This is a genomic window from Microbacterium sp. M4A5_1d (genome assembly GCF_053345465.1).
On sequence record NZ_JBKFAD010000002.1, the window covers coordinates 383160 to 396948 of the forward strand.

11 protein-coding genes are annotated in these 13789 nt (G+C 70.4%); 10 read left to right on the plus strand and 1 reads right to left on the minus strand.

The window, feature by feature from the left end; all coding sequences use genetic code 11:
• Positions 1 to 10: 10 nt before the first annotated feature.
• Complete coding sequence (locus ACLBWJ_RS10055) at positions 11 to 319, minus strand: DUF2470 domain-containing protein (protein ID WP_274179474.1); 309 nt, start codon at positions 317 to 319, stop codon at positions 11 to 13.
• 180 nt (positions 320 to 499) lie between these two features.
• On the opposite strand from ACLBWJ_RS10055, the gene ACLBWJ_RS10060 reads away from it, so the two are divergent.
• From ACLBWJ_RS10060 to ACLBWJ_RS10105, 10 genes are all read left to right on the plus strand, one after another.
• Positions 500 to 1645, plus strand: a complete 1146-nt coding sequence (locus ACLBWJ_RS10060; RefSeq protein ID WP_447660233.1) for a serine hydrolase domain-containing protein — start codon at positions 500 to 502, stop codon at positions 1643 to 1645.
• Positions 1646 to 1942: 297 nt separating this feature from the next.
• A complete protein-coding gene (locus ACLBWJ_RS10065; RefSeq protein WP_447660234.1) occupies positions 1943 to 3640 on the plus strand; it encodes an ABC transporter substrate-binding protein in 1698 nt (565 codons plus the stop codon).
• 1 nt (position 3641) lies between these two features.
• On the plus strand, positions 3642 to 4616 hold the full coding sequence (locus ACLBWJ_RS10070; protein WP_447660235.1) for an ABC transporter permease: 975 nt from the start codon (positions 3642 to 3644) through the stop codon (positions 4614 to 4616).
• Positions 4613 to 5611 (plus strand): ABC transporter permease, encoded by a 999-nt coding sequence (locus ACLBWJ_RS10075; RefSeq protein ID WP_274179471.1) that lies wholly within the window; start codon positions 4613 to 4615, stop codon positions 5609 to 5611. The genes ACLBWJ_RS10070 and ACLBWJ_RS10075 overlap by 4 nt, the downstream gene beginning before the upstream one ends.
• A 17-nt stretch (positions 5612 to 5628) precedes the next feature.
• Positions 5629 to 6492: an ABC transporter ATP-binding protein gene (locus ACLBWJ_RS10080; RefSeq protein ID WP_282501666.1), complete on the plus strand. Its 864-nt coding sequence runs from the start codon at positions 5629 to 5631 to the stop codon at positions 6490 to 6492.
• Complete coding sequence (locus ACLBWJ_RS10085) at positions 6489 to 7379, plus strand: ATP-binding cassette domain-containing protein (protein WP_112617626.1); 891 nt, start codon at positions 6489 to 6491, stop codon at positions 7377 to 7379. Before ACLBWJ_RS10080 ends, ACLBWJ_RS10085 begins: the two co-directional genes overlap by 4 nt.
• A complete protein-coding gene (locus ACLBWJ_RS10090) occupies positions 7376 to 8665 on the plus strand; it encodes an alpha/beta fold hydrolase (protein ID WP_274179469.1) in 1290 nt (429 codons plus the stop codon). Before ACLBWJ_RS10085 ends, ACLBWJ_RS10090 begins: the two co-directional genes overlap by 4 nt.
• Complete coding sequence (locus tag ACLBWJ_RS10095; RefSeq protein WP_447660236.1) at positions 8662 to 10104, plus strand: aminopeptidase P family protein; 1443 nt, start codon at positions 8662 to 8664, stop codon at positions 10102 to 10104. Before ACLBWJ_RS10090 ends, ACLBWJ_RS10095 begins: the two co-directional genes overlap by 4 nt.
• Positions 10101 to 12854 (plus strand): beta-L-arabinofuranosidase domain-containing protein, encoded by a 2754-nt coding sequence (locus tag ACLBWJ_RS10100; RefSeq protein WP_404568517.1) that lies wholly within the window; start codon positions 10101 to 10103, stop codon positions 12852 to 12854. Before ACLBWJ_RS10095 ends, ACLBWJ_RS10100 begins: the two co-directional genes overlap by 4 nt.
• The gene (locus tag ACLBWJ_RS10105; protein ID WP_112617629.1) at positions 12851 to 13753 is read left to right on the plus strand and encodes a dihydrodipicolinate synthase family protein; all 903 of its coding nucleotides are present in this window, start codon (positions 12851 to 12853) and stop codon (positions 13751 to 13753) included. The genes ACLBWJ_RS10100 and ACLBWJ_RS10105 overlap by 4 nt, the downstream gene beginning before the upstream one ends.
• Positions 13754 to 13789 lie beyond the last annotated feature (36 nt).

A 13789-nucleotide genomic window follows, 5' to 3' on the forward strand; every position in this document is an offset into this window, starting at 1 on the left:
TTCGTAACGCTCAGTCGTGCGGGCGCGGCTCCACACCGAGGCGCTCGCAGGCGGCGTCGTAGAGCGCGACGATCTCCCGGCGCACCTCGCGACGCTCCGTGATCGGGCCACCGGGCCAGGCCACTCGGAGCTCCCGGGTGCCGCCGTCGGCCCGAATCGCCTGCCAATCCCCGCCATCGCCGTCGAAGAACGTCATCGTCGCCGCCGCGGCATCCGGTTCGCCGAACGCGCGCACGATGAGGAGATTGTCGGCGCGGTGATCGTCGTTCATGTGACCGAGCACACCCGAGATGGCGTCGGCGTCGAAAGCGTGTGTCATGCGTCCACCCTAGGTTCGCGGGTTCCACAGGAGCGGTGTGCTTCACTGGAGGCATACATCTCGGGGGGTGGCTCAGGAATGCGTGCGACTCGACGCCGTCGAAGCGCAGGGATCGCCGTTGCGGTCGCGCTCGCGCTCGGTCTTTCGGCGTGCGCTCCGGCGAGCGTCAGCAGTGTCGAGATGCCCCCGCAGGTCGACGGCGAGATCGGTGGCGACACGCGGGCGCAGCTCACCGCCGCGGTCGAGCGCGCGATGGCGATGACCGGCTCGGCCGGCGCGATCGCCGGCGTCTGGGTGCCGTGGTCGGGCGAGTGGGTGGCCGGCTTCGGCACCAACCCCGACGGAACCGAGGTCACCGCAGACGACTCCTTCAAAGCCGGCCCGGTCACGCGCGCGATGACGTGCGACGTGCTCTACGGCATGGCCGCAGACGGCACCGTCGAGCTCGATGACCCCGTGACGGAATGGATCGTCGGATTCCCCGCCACCCCGGTCGTGACCCTCGAGCAGCTCTGCGACAGCACATCGGGACTCGGGTCGTACCAGCCGCGTCTGCAGGCCCGGTGGGAAGCGAATCCCGCGCGTCCGTGGGCTCCGCACGAACTCCTCGCCTACGGGCTGGCTGCCTCGGGCCCGACGGGCGGTACGTCGTTCGCCAACTCGGACGCCGGATATGTCCTCCTCGGCATGGCTCTCGAGCGGGCCGCGAACAGCACCGCCGCGGAGCTGTTCCAGCGCTACGTCTTCGAGCCCCTCGGCATGGGCGGGTCGTCGCTGCCGGATCGGCAGGCCGACGTCGGCCTGCACGGCACGCAGTCGGTGCTGACCCCCGAGGGTGCGCCCGATTGCGCGACGGCTGCCGACCTCACCGCGTGGTCTCCCTCGGCTGGATTCACATCGTCGGGCGTCGTCTCGACGGCCGCGGACCTGGGGCGGTACGCGCGCGCACTCGCAACCGGCCTGCGCTCGTTCGACGACGACCAGCGGTTCGGCTCGCCCATCCCCGTCGGAGAGGACGTTCCGACCTGGTACACCGTCGACGGCGGCGCGTACCAGGCGGGCACCCTCATCGGCCAGTACGGCTCGATCCCCGGGTATCAGACCGCGGCTTTCGCCGACCGTGAGACGGGCCTGACCGTCGTCGCCGTGCTGAACAACTCCCGCGCCTCGGCCGAGGCGATCCGCGTGCTCGGGTGGGAGCTCGCCGCGATCGCGTCGAAGGCGCCCGCCGCCTCGGGAGAGACCGCCCCACCGGCGGGTCTGCCCTGGACGCCCGAGCAGATGGACGGCGACCTCGCCTCGGTCGCGATCTGCCCGCTTCCCTGACCGCAGCCGCGCTGCCTCGCGAACGTCGGAGGATGTCGTCGGCGTCGGAGTGATGCCGCGAAGGCATCCGATATCGCCGTGATTCTCCGAGTCTCGCGCGCCGCGACCGACGCCCGTCGTGTTTCGGGCGTGTGAAAAGACGGCCGGATCTCGTGACGATCGTGTCACACCGCCCTCCCCGACCCGCTCGACTCGGTAGAACGGATGCAGCGTGATCGTGCAATTGCACATTGCACCGTGATGTTGTTTTATGGACAGCACTCGACGCAATGGAGCAGAGAAAGGGAAGGTCCACCGATGACCACCACCAGGAGATTCGCCGGCATCCTCGCCGCGGGAACGGCCATGGCACTCGCCCTCACGGCGTGCGGCGCCGGCGGCGGCGGTTCGCCGCAGCAGACCGGCACCGACGGCACGCCGCAGGCCGGCGGAACCGTCCACATGCTCCAGAACGCCGACTTCTCGTACCTCGACCCGGCCCGCGGCTGGGACGGCGGCGTCAACGCGTTCTACCGTCTGCTCTACCGCGGCCTCACGATGCAGGCCGCCGGCGACTCGGATGACCCGAACGCCATCGTGCCCGACCTCGCGACAGGTCTCGGCGAGGTCTCCGACGACGGACTCACCTGGACCTACACGCTGAAGGACGACCTCTTCTTCGACAACGGCGACCCGATCACGTCCGCCGAGATGGAGTTCGGCATCTCTCGCGCGTGGGACCCGCAGATCGGCATCGGCTCGCCCTACCTGAAGTCCGTCATCGACGCGCCCGCGGACTACCAGGGCCCGTACGTCTCGGGCGACCTCCCGACGATCGAGACCCCGGATGAGAAGACGATCGTCTTCCACCTCAAGGCCCCGTTCCCCGAGTTCGACAACGTGCTCGCCCAGCCCAATGCCGTGCCCTTCCCGATCGGTTCCGGCGGAGGCGACGAGTTCATCAACGACGTCATCGCCTCGGGCCCCTACACGCTCGACGCTTACACCCCCGGCAGCACCATCAAGCTCGTGCGCAACGAGCACTGGGAGCCCGAGACCGACGACGTCCGCAAGGCGTACCCCGACCAGTGGCAGTTCGACATCGGCATCGACGGCGCGACGATCGACGAGCGCATGATCGCCGGTCAGGGCGCCGACCAGAACGCGATCGCGGGCAAGATCGCGGGCGCCACGCTGCCCCGCATCCAGACGCCGCAGCTGCAGGAGCGTGCCATCACCGCCCCCGCGTACTGCACGACCTACATGTCGCTCACCACGTCGAAGCCGCCGTTCGACGACGTCCGCGTGCGCCAGGCCGTGAACTGGGCGCTCGACCGTGCCAGCATCCAGAACGCCTCGGGCGGGAATCAGCTGGCGGATGTCGCGACGACGATCATTCCGCCCGCCGTCAGCGGTCACCTGGACTACGACCTGTACCCCTCCGACGACAACACCGGCGACGTCGACGAGGCCATGGCGCTGTTGGAGGAGGCCGGGCTCGGCGACGGGTTCGAGTTCACGCTCGACATCCGCTCGAACCCCGTCGCGCAGGCGCAGGCCGAGGCGGTGCAGCAGGGCCTCGAGCGCATCGGGGCGAACGTGAAGCTCAACGTCATCGACACCTCGATCTACTACGAGACGATCGCGACGCCGTCGCAGCAGAACAACGCTGCGATCACCGGGTGGTGCCCGGACTGGGCCTCGAGCGCCAGCACCTTCATCCCGCCGCTGTTCGACGGCGCGGGCATCACCGAGAAGGGCAACCAGAACCTCGCCCAGCTCAACGATGCGGCCGTCAACGACCGGATCGCCGAGATCCGCGCGATGACCGACGTGGACGCCGCCAACGAGGCGTGGGGCGAGCTCGACAAGCAGATCATGGAGCTCGCGCCGATCGCCCCGATGGTGTTCGAGAACGGCATCTTCCTGCCGGGGTCGAACATCGCCGGCTACATCCCCAACACCAACATGACCGACCTCACGATCGTCGGTCTGAAGGACCCCTCGAAGGGCTGACATGACCTTCAATTCGGCCCCCCTCGAGGTCGAGGCCACGCCGGGCGGTGATCCCACTCTCGATGAGTCGGTGGAATCCCGTCCGGCGTCCGGCCGGAAACTCCTCCGAGGCTTCCTCACCGATGTGCCCGCGATGCTGTCGCTGGCCTACATCGTGCTCGTGCTGCTCATGGCGGTGTTCGCTCCCCTCATCGTCCAGATCAGCGGCTGGTCGCCCTACCAGTTCGACCAGAGCGCGATCGATCCCAACATGGGCGCGATCCCGATCGGGCTGCTCGGCGGCATCAGCGCCGAGCACTGGTTCGGCGTCGAGCCCGGCAACGGCCGCGACATCTTCGCCCGCATCGTCTACGGCGCCCAGGTCTCGATGACGGTCGCCCTCTCGGCGACGCTGCTGACGACGGTGCTCGGAGTCGTGTTCGGGATGCTGGCGGGTTACCTCGGCGGCTGGGTCGACACGGTCATCTCGCGGGTCATGGAGTTCCTCATGGCCTTCCCGGCGCTCATCTTCATGATCGCGATCCTCTCGGCGCTCCCCGCCGACAATCGCGTGCTGCTGCTCGTCGTCGTGATCTCGCTGTTCGGCTGGCCCTACCTCGCCCGCATCGTGCGCTCGCAGACGCTCTCGCTCAAGGAGCGCGAGTTCGTCGAGTCGGCTCGTGCGTCGGGTGCGTCGAGCGTGCAGATCATCTTCCGCGAGATCCTGCCGAACCTCTCGTCGACGATCATCGTCATGGCGACCCTCGCGGTGCCGGGCTACGTCGGCACCGAGGCGGGGCTCTCGTTCCTCGGCGTGGGCGTCGTGCCGCCGACCCCCAGCTGGGGTCAGATGATCGCTTCGGCGGCGCCCTGGTACGCCGTCGATCCCATGTACTTCCTCATCCCGGGCGCCTTCCTCTTCCTCCTGGTGCTCTCGTTCACGACCCTGGGCGACCGCATCCGCGCGCTCGTCGGCAGCGCGGAGGTGCGCGCGTGACCCGCTTCGTCCTCTCGCGCGCGACCGGCATGGTCGTGGTGCTGTTCCTCGTGACGCTGTTCACGTTCGTGATCTTCTTCGTGCTCTCGCCCGACCCGGCGGTGCAGATCTGCGGCAAGAACTGCACGCCCGAGCGCATCGACCAGATCCGGGCGAACCTCGGGCTCGACCAGCCCTTCCTCACGCAGTTCTTCACGTACCTCTCGGGCCTGTTCGTCGGCCGTGAGTACGAGATCGCGGGCGCGACGGTCGCGTGCGGCGCCCCGTGCCTCGGGTACTCGTTCCAGACCGGGCAGCTCGTGGGCGACATGATCGTGCAGCGCCTGCCGATCTCGGCGACGATCGCGATCGGGGCGGCGGTGCTCTGGCTCGTCGGCGGCGTCGTCGGGGGCGTCCTCAGCGCGGTGCGCGAGGGGAAGTTCACCGATCGGTTCATCGCCGGGCTGACGCTCGGGTCGATGTCGATCCCGAACTACGTGCTCGCTCTCGCGCTGCAGTTCGTCCTCGTCGTCTCGCTCGCCTGGCTGCCGTTTCCGCAGGCCGTTCCCTTCGCCGACGATCCGGTGCAGTGGTTCCTGAACTTCCTCATGCCGTGGATCGTGCTCGCGGTCGGATATGCCGCCGTCTACACGCGGCTCACGCGAGCGAACGTGATCGACACCCTGCAGGAGAACTTCGTGCGCACGGCGCACGCGAAGGGGCTGCGGCCGAGCCTGGTGTGGCGTCGCCACGCGCTGCGCCCGGCACTGACCCCCATCGTGACGATCTTCGGGATGGACGTCGCGGGCCTTCTCGGCGGCGCGGTGATCACCGAGACCGTGTTCGGCATCAACGGCGTGGGAAAGCTCACCGCCGACTCGATCTCGTCGAACGACCAGCCGGTCATCATGGCGGTGACGCTGCTCTCGGCGTTCTTCGTCATCGTCGGCAACCTCGTCGTCGACCTGCTCTACGCGGCGATCGATCCTCGCGTGCGAACGGCGGCGAAAGCATGAGCCGCGAAAGGATGCCGATGACGGATGACCTCCTGCGCGTCGATGACCTGACGGTGCAGTTCCGCACCGCCGGGGGCACCGCCCGCGTCGTCGACGGCCTGAGCTTCGCGATCCCGCGCGGCGGGGCGCTCGGCATCGTCGGCGAGTCGGGCTCGGGCAAGTCGATGACGAGCCTCGCGATCATGGGGCTGCTCCCGAAGGGAGGCAGCGCCACGGGCTCGGTCACCTTCGACGGACGCGATCTGCTCACCCTTCCCGGCCGGGAGATGCGTCAGGTCCGCGGTGACCGGATCGCGATGATCTTCCAGGACCCCCTGTCGTCGCTGAACCCCTATTACACCGTCGGCACGCAGATCGCCGAGGCGTACCGCTCGCACCGGTCGGGCGTCTCGCGTCGCGAGGCCCGGCGGGTCGCGATCGAGGCGATGGAGCGGGTGCACATCCGGGATGCCGCGAAGCGTGTCGACCACTACCCGCACCAGTTCTCGGGCGGGATGCGGCAGCGCATCATGATCGCGATGGCTCTCAGCATGGAGCCCGAGCTGATCATCGCCGACGAGCCGACCACGGCCCTCGACGTGACGGTGCAGGCGCAGATCCTCGACCTACTCGCGGAGATCCGTCGCGACACGGGCGCCGGTCTCATCCTCATCACCCACGACCTCGCGGTCGTCAGCGAGGTGACGGAGCAGATCGTCGTCATGCGAGCCGGTCGCATGGTCGAGAGGGGCAGCGTCGAAGAGGTCTTCAGCGACCCGCAGGAGGAGTACACGCGGCGACTGCTCGACGCCGTGCCGCGCATCGACGACGCGATCGGCGAGCTGCGCACGACCGACATCGCGATCGTGCCGGACAACGAGATCGAGGAGGAGACGGCATGACCGACCAGACCGCGCCGCTGTGCCGCGCGACGGGCCTCGTCAAGGAGTTCGCGAGCCCCGGCGCGACGATGTTCTCGCGCAGCAGTCGCTTCCGCGCTGTGGACGGCGTCGACCTCGACATCCGGCGGGGCGAGACCCTCGCGCTCGTCGGCGAGTCGGGCTCGGGCAAGTCGACCGCCGCGCGACTGATCGCCCGTCTCATGGACACCACGGCGGGGACGATCGAGTTCGAGGGACGGGATGTCACGCACCTGCAGGGGCGCGATCTTCTGGCGTTCCGCAGCGACGTGCAGGTGATCTTCCAGGACCCGTATTCGTCGCTCAACCCCAAGCACACCGTCGAGCGACTCGTGACGGCGCCGCTGCGGTATCAGAACCGGAAGATCCCGGGTGGGGCGCGCGCCTTCACGCGATCGCTCATGGACCGGGTGGGGCTCAATCCCGACCATTCCGACCGCTATCCGGCGCAGTTCTCGGGAGGTCAGGCGCAGCGCATCGGAATCGCCCGGGCGCTCGCGGTCGGCCCGAAGATGGTGATCTGCGATGAGGCCGTGTCGGCGCTCGACGTCTCGGTGCAGGCGCAGGTCATCAACCTGCTGACCGCGTTGCAGCGCGACGAGGGCTTCGCGTACCTCTTCATCGCGCACGACCTCGCCGTCGTGCGCCAGATCGCTACGCGCATCGCCGTGATGAGCCGCGGTTCCATCGTGGAGACGGGGGAGCGCGACCGCGTCTTCGAGAGCCCTCAGCACGAGTACACCCGTACGCTGCTCGCGGCGGTGCCCCGCATCAACCCCGAGTGGGACCGCCGCCGGCGCGCCGCCGAGAAGGCCCGCCGGGCCCGCGCGGCAGCCGCGGCATCCGATACCCAGACGGAGGCGTCATGACGAACGAGTACCACCTGCCCGGCATCCGCGTCGCGGAGCGTCGCATCGACGTCCCGCTCGACTGGAGCGGCGGCACAGCAGCGGCCGGCACGATCGAGCTGCTCGTCCGCGAGCTCGTCGATCCCGACCGCGCGCGCGACGACCTCCCGCTGCTCGCGTTCCTGCAGGGCGGGCCCGGCGGGGCGAACCCGCGGCCGCTGCGCCGAGACGGATGGATCGACGAGGCGCTGCGGGACTATCGCGTGGTGCTCGTCGACCAGCGCGGCACCGGGGGCAGCACGCCCCTCGAAGCCGTCGACGTGGCGGGGCTCGACGCCGCGGCCGGCGCTGACCTCCTCGCCCTCCACCGGGCCGACTCGATCGTCCGCGACCTCGAGCACGTGCGCGAGACGCTCTTCGGCGGTCGGCGATGGGCCACTCTCGGACAGAGCTACGGCGGCTTCCTGACCCTCACCTATCTGTCGCTCGCGCCCCAGGCGCTGACGGCCTGTTACGTCTGCGGCGGCATCCCCGGCACCCCGCCGCGCGCGGCCGAGGTCTATGCCCGCACTTTCGACCGCGTCGCGGCGAAGACGGCTGAGCTGTACCGGCGATTCCCCGAGGACGCCACGGCGATCGCGCGCATCGCCGACCGGCTCGCCGAGGGCGACGTGAGGCTCCCGGACGGTGACGTGCTGACCGTGCGCCGCTTCCAGTCGCTCGGGATCGACCTCGGGATGAAGCCCGGCCACGAGCGCCTGCACTGGCTCGTCGAGAAGGCGTTCGCCCGGCCGGGGCGGCTGTCGGAGGCGTTCCTCGCCGACGTGCAGTCGCTCAGCTCCAGCGCCGGCAACCCGCTGTTCTGGACCCTGCAGGAATCGATTTACGGCGACCCGGCCAGCGGGCCGACCGCGTGGGCGGCGCAGGCCGAGCGCGACCGTCGTCCCGAGTTCGACGAGGACCGGCGGCCGCTGCTGTTCACGGGCGAGATGGCCTTCCCCTGGATGTTCGACGAGGTGCGTCTGCTGCGGGGATTCCGGGATGCTGTCCACGCGCTGGCCGGCCGTGCCTCCTGGACGCCGCTGTACGACCTCGACCGGCTCGCCGCGAACGACGTGCCGCTCGCGGCGGCGGTGTACTTCGACGACATGTACGTCGATGCCGGGCTGCAGCTCGACACGCTGTCGCGCATCGGCAACGCCCAGTCGTGGGTGACGAACGAGTTCGAGCACGACGGCATCGGCTCCGGTCGCACGTTCACGCGACTGCGCGAGCTGGTCCGAGACCGCGGAGGAGAGAAGCGATGACTGCTGCCGACACCACCCGTCCCCCCTACGCCGGCACACGATACCCGCGCCTCGCGCAGGTACCGGCGTTCACCGAGTTCGTCTCGCGCGACTGGGCCGACGTGCCGACCAGACCGCACCTGCCCGCGGGCGCCGCGGCCGCGGCATCCGCTCATCGCGATCGCCTCAGCGCCGCCCTTCCCGGGCACGTGATCGTCGCTGCGGCGGGGCACGCGCCTGTCCGCAACGACGACGCGCACTACGGCTTCCGCGCCGACAGCGGCTTCGTCTGGCTGACGGCGTGCCAGGTCGAGGGCGCCGTGATCGTGCTGTGGCCCGCCGCCGGCGGACACGACGCCGTGCTGTACCTGCCGCCGCCGTTCCGCCCCGGCGATGCCGGGTTCTTCTCGGATGCGAACCACGGCGAACTCTGGGTCGGCCCGTCTGCCGGTCTGCCGGAGTGGGCCGACGCGCTGGGGATGACCGTCGAGCCTCTCGCTGCGCTGGAGCGCCGCCACTCCGAGCTGCGGGGCGCCTCGGCCGCGCGTTCGGCCGCCGCGCTCGCCGCCGAGGTCGGCGCGGAGGTGTCGGCCGAGCTCGAACGTGCGCTCGCCCGCCTGCGCATGGTGAAGGACGAGTGGGAGATCGGGCAGCTCCGCGCGGCCGTCGACGCCACGGTCGCCGGGTTCGGTGCGGTCGTGGCCGAGGTGCCGCGAGCCATCGCCGACGGCCTCGGCGAGCGGTGGCTGCAGGGGACGTTCGACCGGCACGCCCGCACGTTCGGGAACGGGCCCGGCTACTCCACGATCGTCGGGTCGGGAGCGCACGCGCCGATCCTGCACTGGGTGCGATGCGACGGCGACGTCGTGCCGGATGCCGCGCTGCTGCTCGACATGGGCGTCGAGGCCCGGTCGCTCTACACCGCCGACGTGACCCGCACGGTTCCCGCGAGCGGTACGTTCTCGGAGACCCAGCGTGCGGTGCACGACCTGGTCGAGAAGGCGCACCGCGCGGGACTCGACCGCATCCGCCCGGGCGTGGCGTATCTCGATTTCCACTTCGCCGCGATGGAGGTCGTCGCGCAGGGCCTGCACGACTGGGGGCTGCTGCCGGTCTCGGTCGACGAGGCCCTGTCGCCCGAGGGCCAGCAGCACCGGCGATACCTCGCCTGCGGGATCGGCCATCACCTCGGTCTCGACGTGCACGACTGCAGTCAGGCGCACTACGAGGACTACATGGGCGCGGCGCTCGAGCCGGGCGTCGTCATGACCGTCGAGCCGGGCCTGTACTTCCACGCGCATGACCTCACGCTGCCGCCCGAGCTGCGCGGCATCGGCGTGCGCCTCGAAGACGACGTGCTCGTGACCGACTCGGGCTCGGAGGTGCTGTCGGCGGCGCTCCCGATCTCCGCCGCCGAGGTCGAGGCGTGGACGCGCGCGCAGTGGACGGGCGAGCGATGACGGATGCCGCACCCCGCGCGCTGCCGTTTCCCTACGGGGCGGTGCGACTGCAGCCGACGAGCGCGTTCGCGCCGGCCCGTGACCGCATGCTGCACCTCGCCCGGGTCTACCCGATCGACCGGCTCCTCGCGGTGTTCCGGGCGGGTGCCGGGCTCGACACCCGCGGCGCGGAGCCCCCGGGCGCGTGGGAGGGTTTCGGCCATCCGGCGGAGGAGCCGTGGGGTGAGTACGACTATCCCGGTCGTGAGACCGCGCAGACGGCGAACCTGCTGCGCGGCCATTACGCGGGCCATTTCCTCTCGATGCTCGCGCTGGCCGCCGCGGGCGAGGACGACGACGAGCTGCGCTCGCGGGTCGACGAGCTCGTGGGCGGTCTCGCCGAGGTGCAGCAGGCGCTCGCCGCCACCGGGCGATATTCGCACCCGGGGCTGCTCTTCGCCTCGGGGGAGTGGCAGTTCGCGCGGCTGGAGCACTTCGCCCCCTACGGCGAGATCTGGGCGCCGTACTACACCTGTCACAAGCTCATGGCGGGGCTGCTCGACGCGTACGAGCTCGCGGGCAACAAGCAGGCGCTCGAGGTCGTCACGGGCATGGCGCACTGGATCTCGGGGCGACTCGAGAAGCTCGATCACGACCACCGCCAGCGCATGTGGTCGCTCTACATCGCGGGCGAGTTCGGCGGCATGAACGAGACCCTCGCGCGGCTCAGCGCCATCGTCGACGAGCCGCGCTTCCTCGCGGCGGCGCGAGCGTTCGATCAGGGAGACCTGCTCGAGGCGGGGTCGTCGGGCCACGACATCCTCGACGGCATGCACGCCAACCAGCACCTGCCTCAGCTCGTCGGCTACGTGCGCGAGTACGAACTGACCGGCGAACGCCGATATCTCGCCGCCGCGATCGGCGTCTTCGACCAGGTCGTGCCGGGGCGGATGTACGCGCACGGCGGCACCGGGGAGAACGAGCTCTGGGGCCCGCCGCGCACGGTCGCCGGCGACATCGGCCGGCGCAACGCGGAGACGTGCGCGACCTACAACCTCGTCAAGCTCGCCGAGGCGCTGTTCACTCATACGCTCGCGCCGCGCTTCCTCGACTACGCCGAGCGGGCGCGGCAGAACCACATCCTCGGCTCGCGGCGCGCGGTCGACTCCGACGACAGCCCCGAGGTGACGTACATGTTCCCGGTGCACGCCGGGGCGCTGCCCGAGTACGACAACGTCGGCACGTGCTGCGGCGGAACCGGGCTCGAGAACCACGTGGGTCACCAGACCGGGATCTTCTTCCGCGACACCGGCGCGGAGCCCGCGCTGTGGGTCGCCCGTTACACGCCCGCCGAGCTTCGCTGGGACGAGCGCGGCGTGAGCGTCGAGGTCGACCAGGAGCATCCCTTCGCTGATCGCGTCACCCTCCGGGTGCAGACGACGGCCGGCCGTCCCGTGCGGCTCGCGGTGCATCTTCGTGTCCCGGACTGGGTGGCCGGCGGGGCCGAGGTCGCCGTCGACGGACATCGGGTCGACGTCGATGCCGCGCCGGGCGGCTTCGTCACCATCGACCGGACCTGGCGGGGCGATGAGCGCATCGAGCTGACCCTGCCCGCCGTGCTTCGGTCCGAGCCGGCGATCGACGACCCGGGGCTGCGCAGCCTGAGGTACGGGCCGCATGCGCTCGTCGCCCGCGACGAGTCGACGACCCCGATCGAGCGAGCGTGGGATGCGCGTCGGATGCCGGGAGGCGCGACCCGAGCCGACCTCGACGATGTCTCCGCGGCGCTCGCCGCGACCGGCGCGGTATCGATCGCCGGGCTTCGCCACGAACCGGTCTGGAACGGCTCCGACGAGCGGTACCACCTGTACTCGCGAGCCGACGACCGCACGATCGGATTCGCCGGCGTCGAGACGGGGGTCCCTGCTCGGCGGCGCGCCGACGGGACCACACTGATCGACGCCCTGTGGGCCGAGCCCGCGCCGCAGGACGACGCCGAGCTGCTCGACCGCCTCGTCGCGGTGTGCCGCATCGGGATGGCGGACTCGCTCGTGAGTGCTTCCGAGGCGCGGGCCGTCATCGGCGCGGGGCTCGACGCCGGCCTCGGGATCGGCGGCGCGTCGGCCGCGACCGCGGATGCCGCGCGCCGCGCCCGGGACTTCGTCGGGGCGCTCACCACGACGCCGGATGCCGTCATGCCGCCGACCGTCGACATCGTGGTCTCACCCGCGCCGGCGGCCTCGGGCTGGTTCACCGCCCCGCCGACCGTCGAGGTGCGGGCCGCCGGCGTGACCAGCGACCGGTTGCGCCTCGAACTGCGCATCGACGACGGCCCCTGGCGCGCGGTCGACGGTCCCGTCGTCGTCGATCGCGAGGGTGTGGTGCGCCTCGCGGCGCGCGCGGTCGATGCCGACGGGCGGTCGAGTGCCGTACGACGCGAACTCGCGATCGACACCGAGCCGCCGCGGAGCGAGGCTCGGGTGAAGCAGCTCGGCGCCGCCGTCGAGATCACCCTCATCGCGGCCGACGACGTCTCCGGCGTCGATGCCATCCGCTGGGAAGGCGAGGGCACCTTCTGGGCGACGTTCCAGGAGGCCTTCGTGCGAGCGCTCACCGACCACGAGCAGGTGATCGAGTTCGCCGCGACCGACCGCGCCGGGAATGAGGAGGCCCGTCGCCGGATCACGCTTCCGCCCGCCTCGAAAATGGATACCATTGCAATTGCACTGAAATCGGCGCCTGATATCGCCAGATCGGAGAACGACTCATGACCGACCGCAAGCCCTGGCACGGCGTCAACCTCGCGACCACGCTGCCGTTCCACGACGACCTGTCCGTCGATTACGACGCCTACGCCGAGCTCGTGCGCTTCACGACGCAGAACGGCGTGACCGGCATCATCCCCAACGGCTCGCTCGGCGAGTATCAGACGCTCACTGAGGAGGAGCGCAAGCGCGTCTTCCTCACCGCCGTCGAGGCCGCGCCCGACGCCGCCGTCATCCCGGGCGTCGGAGCCTACGGCGCGCTCGAGAGCGTGCGCTTCGCCGAGCACGCCGCCGAGAACGGCGCGCCGGCCGTCATGCTGCTGCCGCCCAACGCCTACCGGGCGAGCGACGACGAGGTTGTCGACCACTATCGCCGGGTCGCCGCGGTCGGCCTGCCGATCCTCGCGTACAACAACCCGATCGACACGAAGGTCGACCTGCGTCCCGACCTGCTCGCGCGGCTGTTCGCCGAGGGGCTCATCGTCTCGGTCAAGGAGTTCTCGGGCGACGTCCGTCACGCCTACGAGATCCGCGAGCTCGCGCCCGGCCTCGACATCTCGATCGGGTCGGATGACGTCGTGTTCGAGCTGGGCCTCAACGGCGCCGTGGGCTGGGTCGCCGGTTACCCCAACGCGATCCCCGCGTCGACGGTCGAGCTCTACACGCTCTCCACCTCCGACGATCCGCAGGACTGGGTGCGGGCGCGCGAGATCTACCGCGACCTGCACCCGCTACTGCGCTGGGACTCGAAGACCTGGTTCGTCCAGGCGATCAAGCTCTCGCAGCAGGTCGCCGGCGTGCTGACGAGCACGACGACGCGTCCGCCGCGGCTGGCTCTGCCCGACGAGGTGGCCGCGCGTATCATCGCCGACACCGAGGCCGTGCTGAGCAAGGGCTACCGCTGACCCGCGGCATCCGCGCCCGCTGAACCCGCCGCCGAC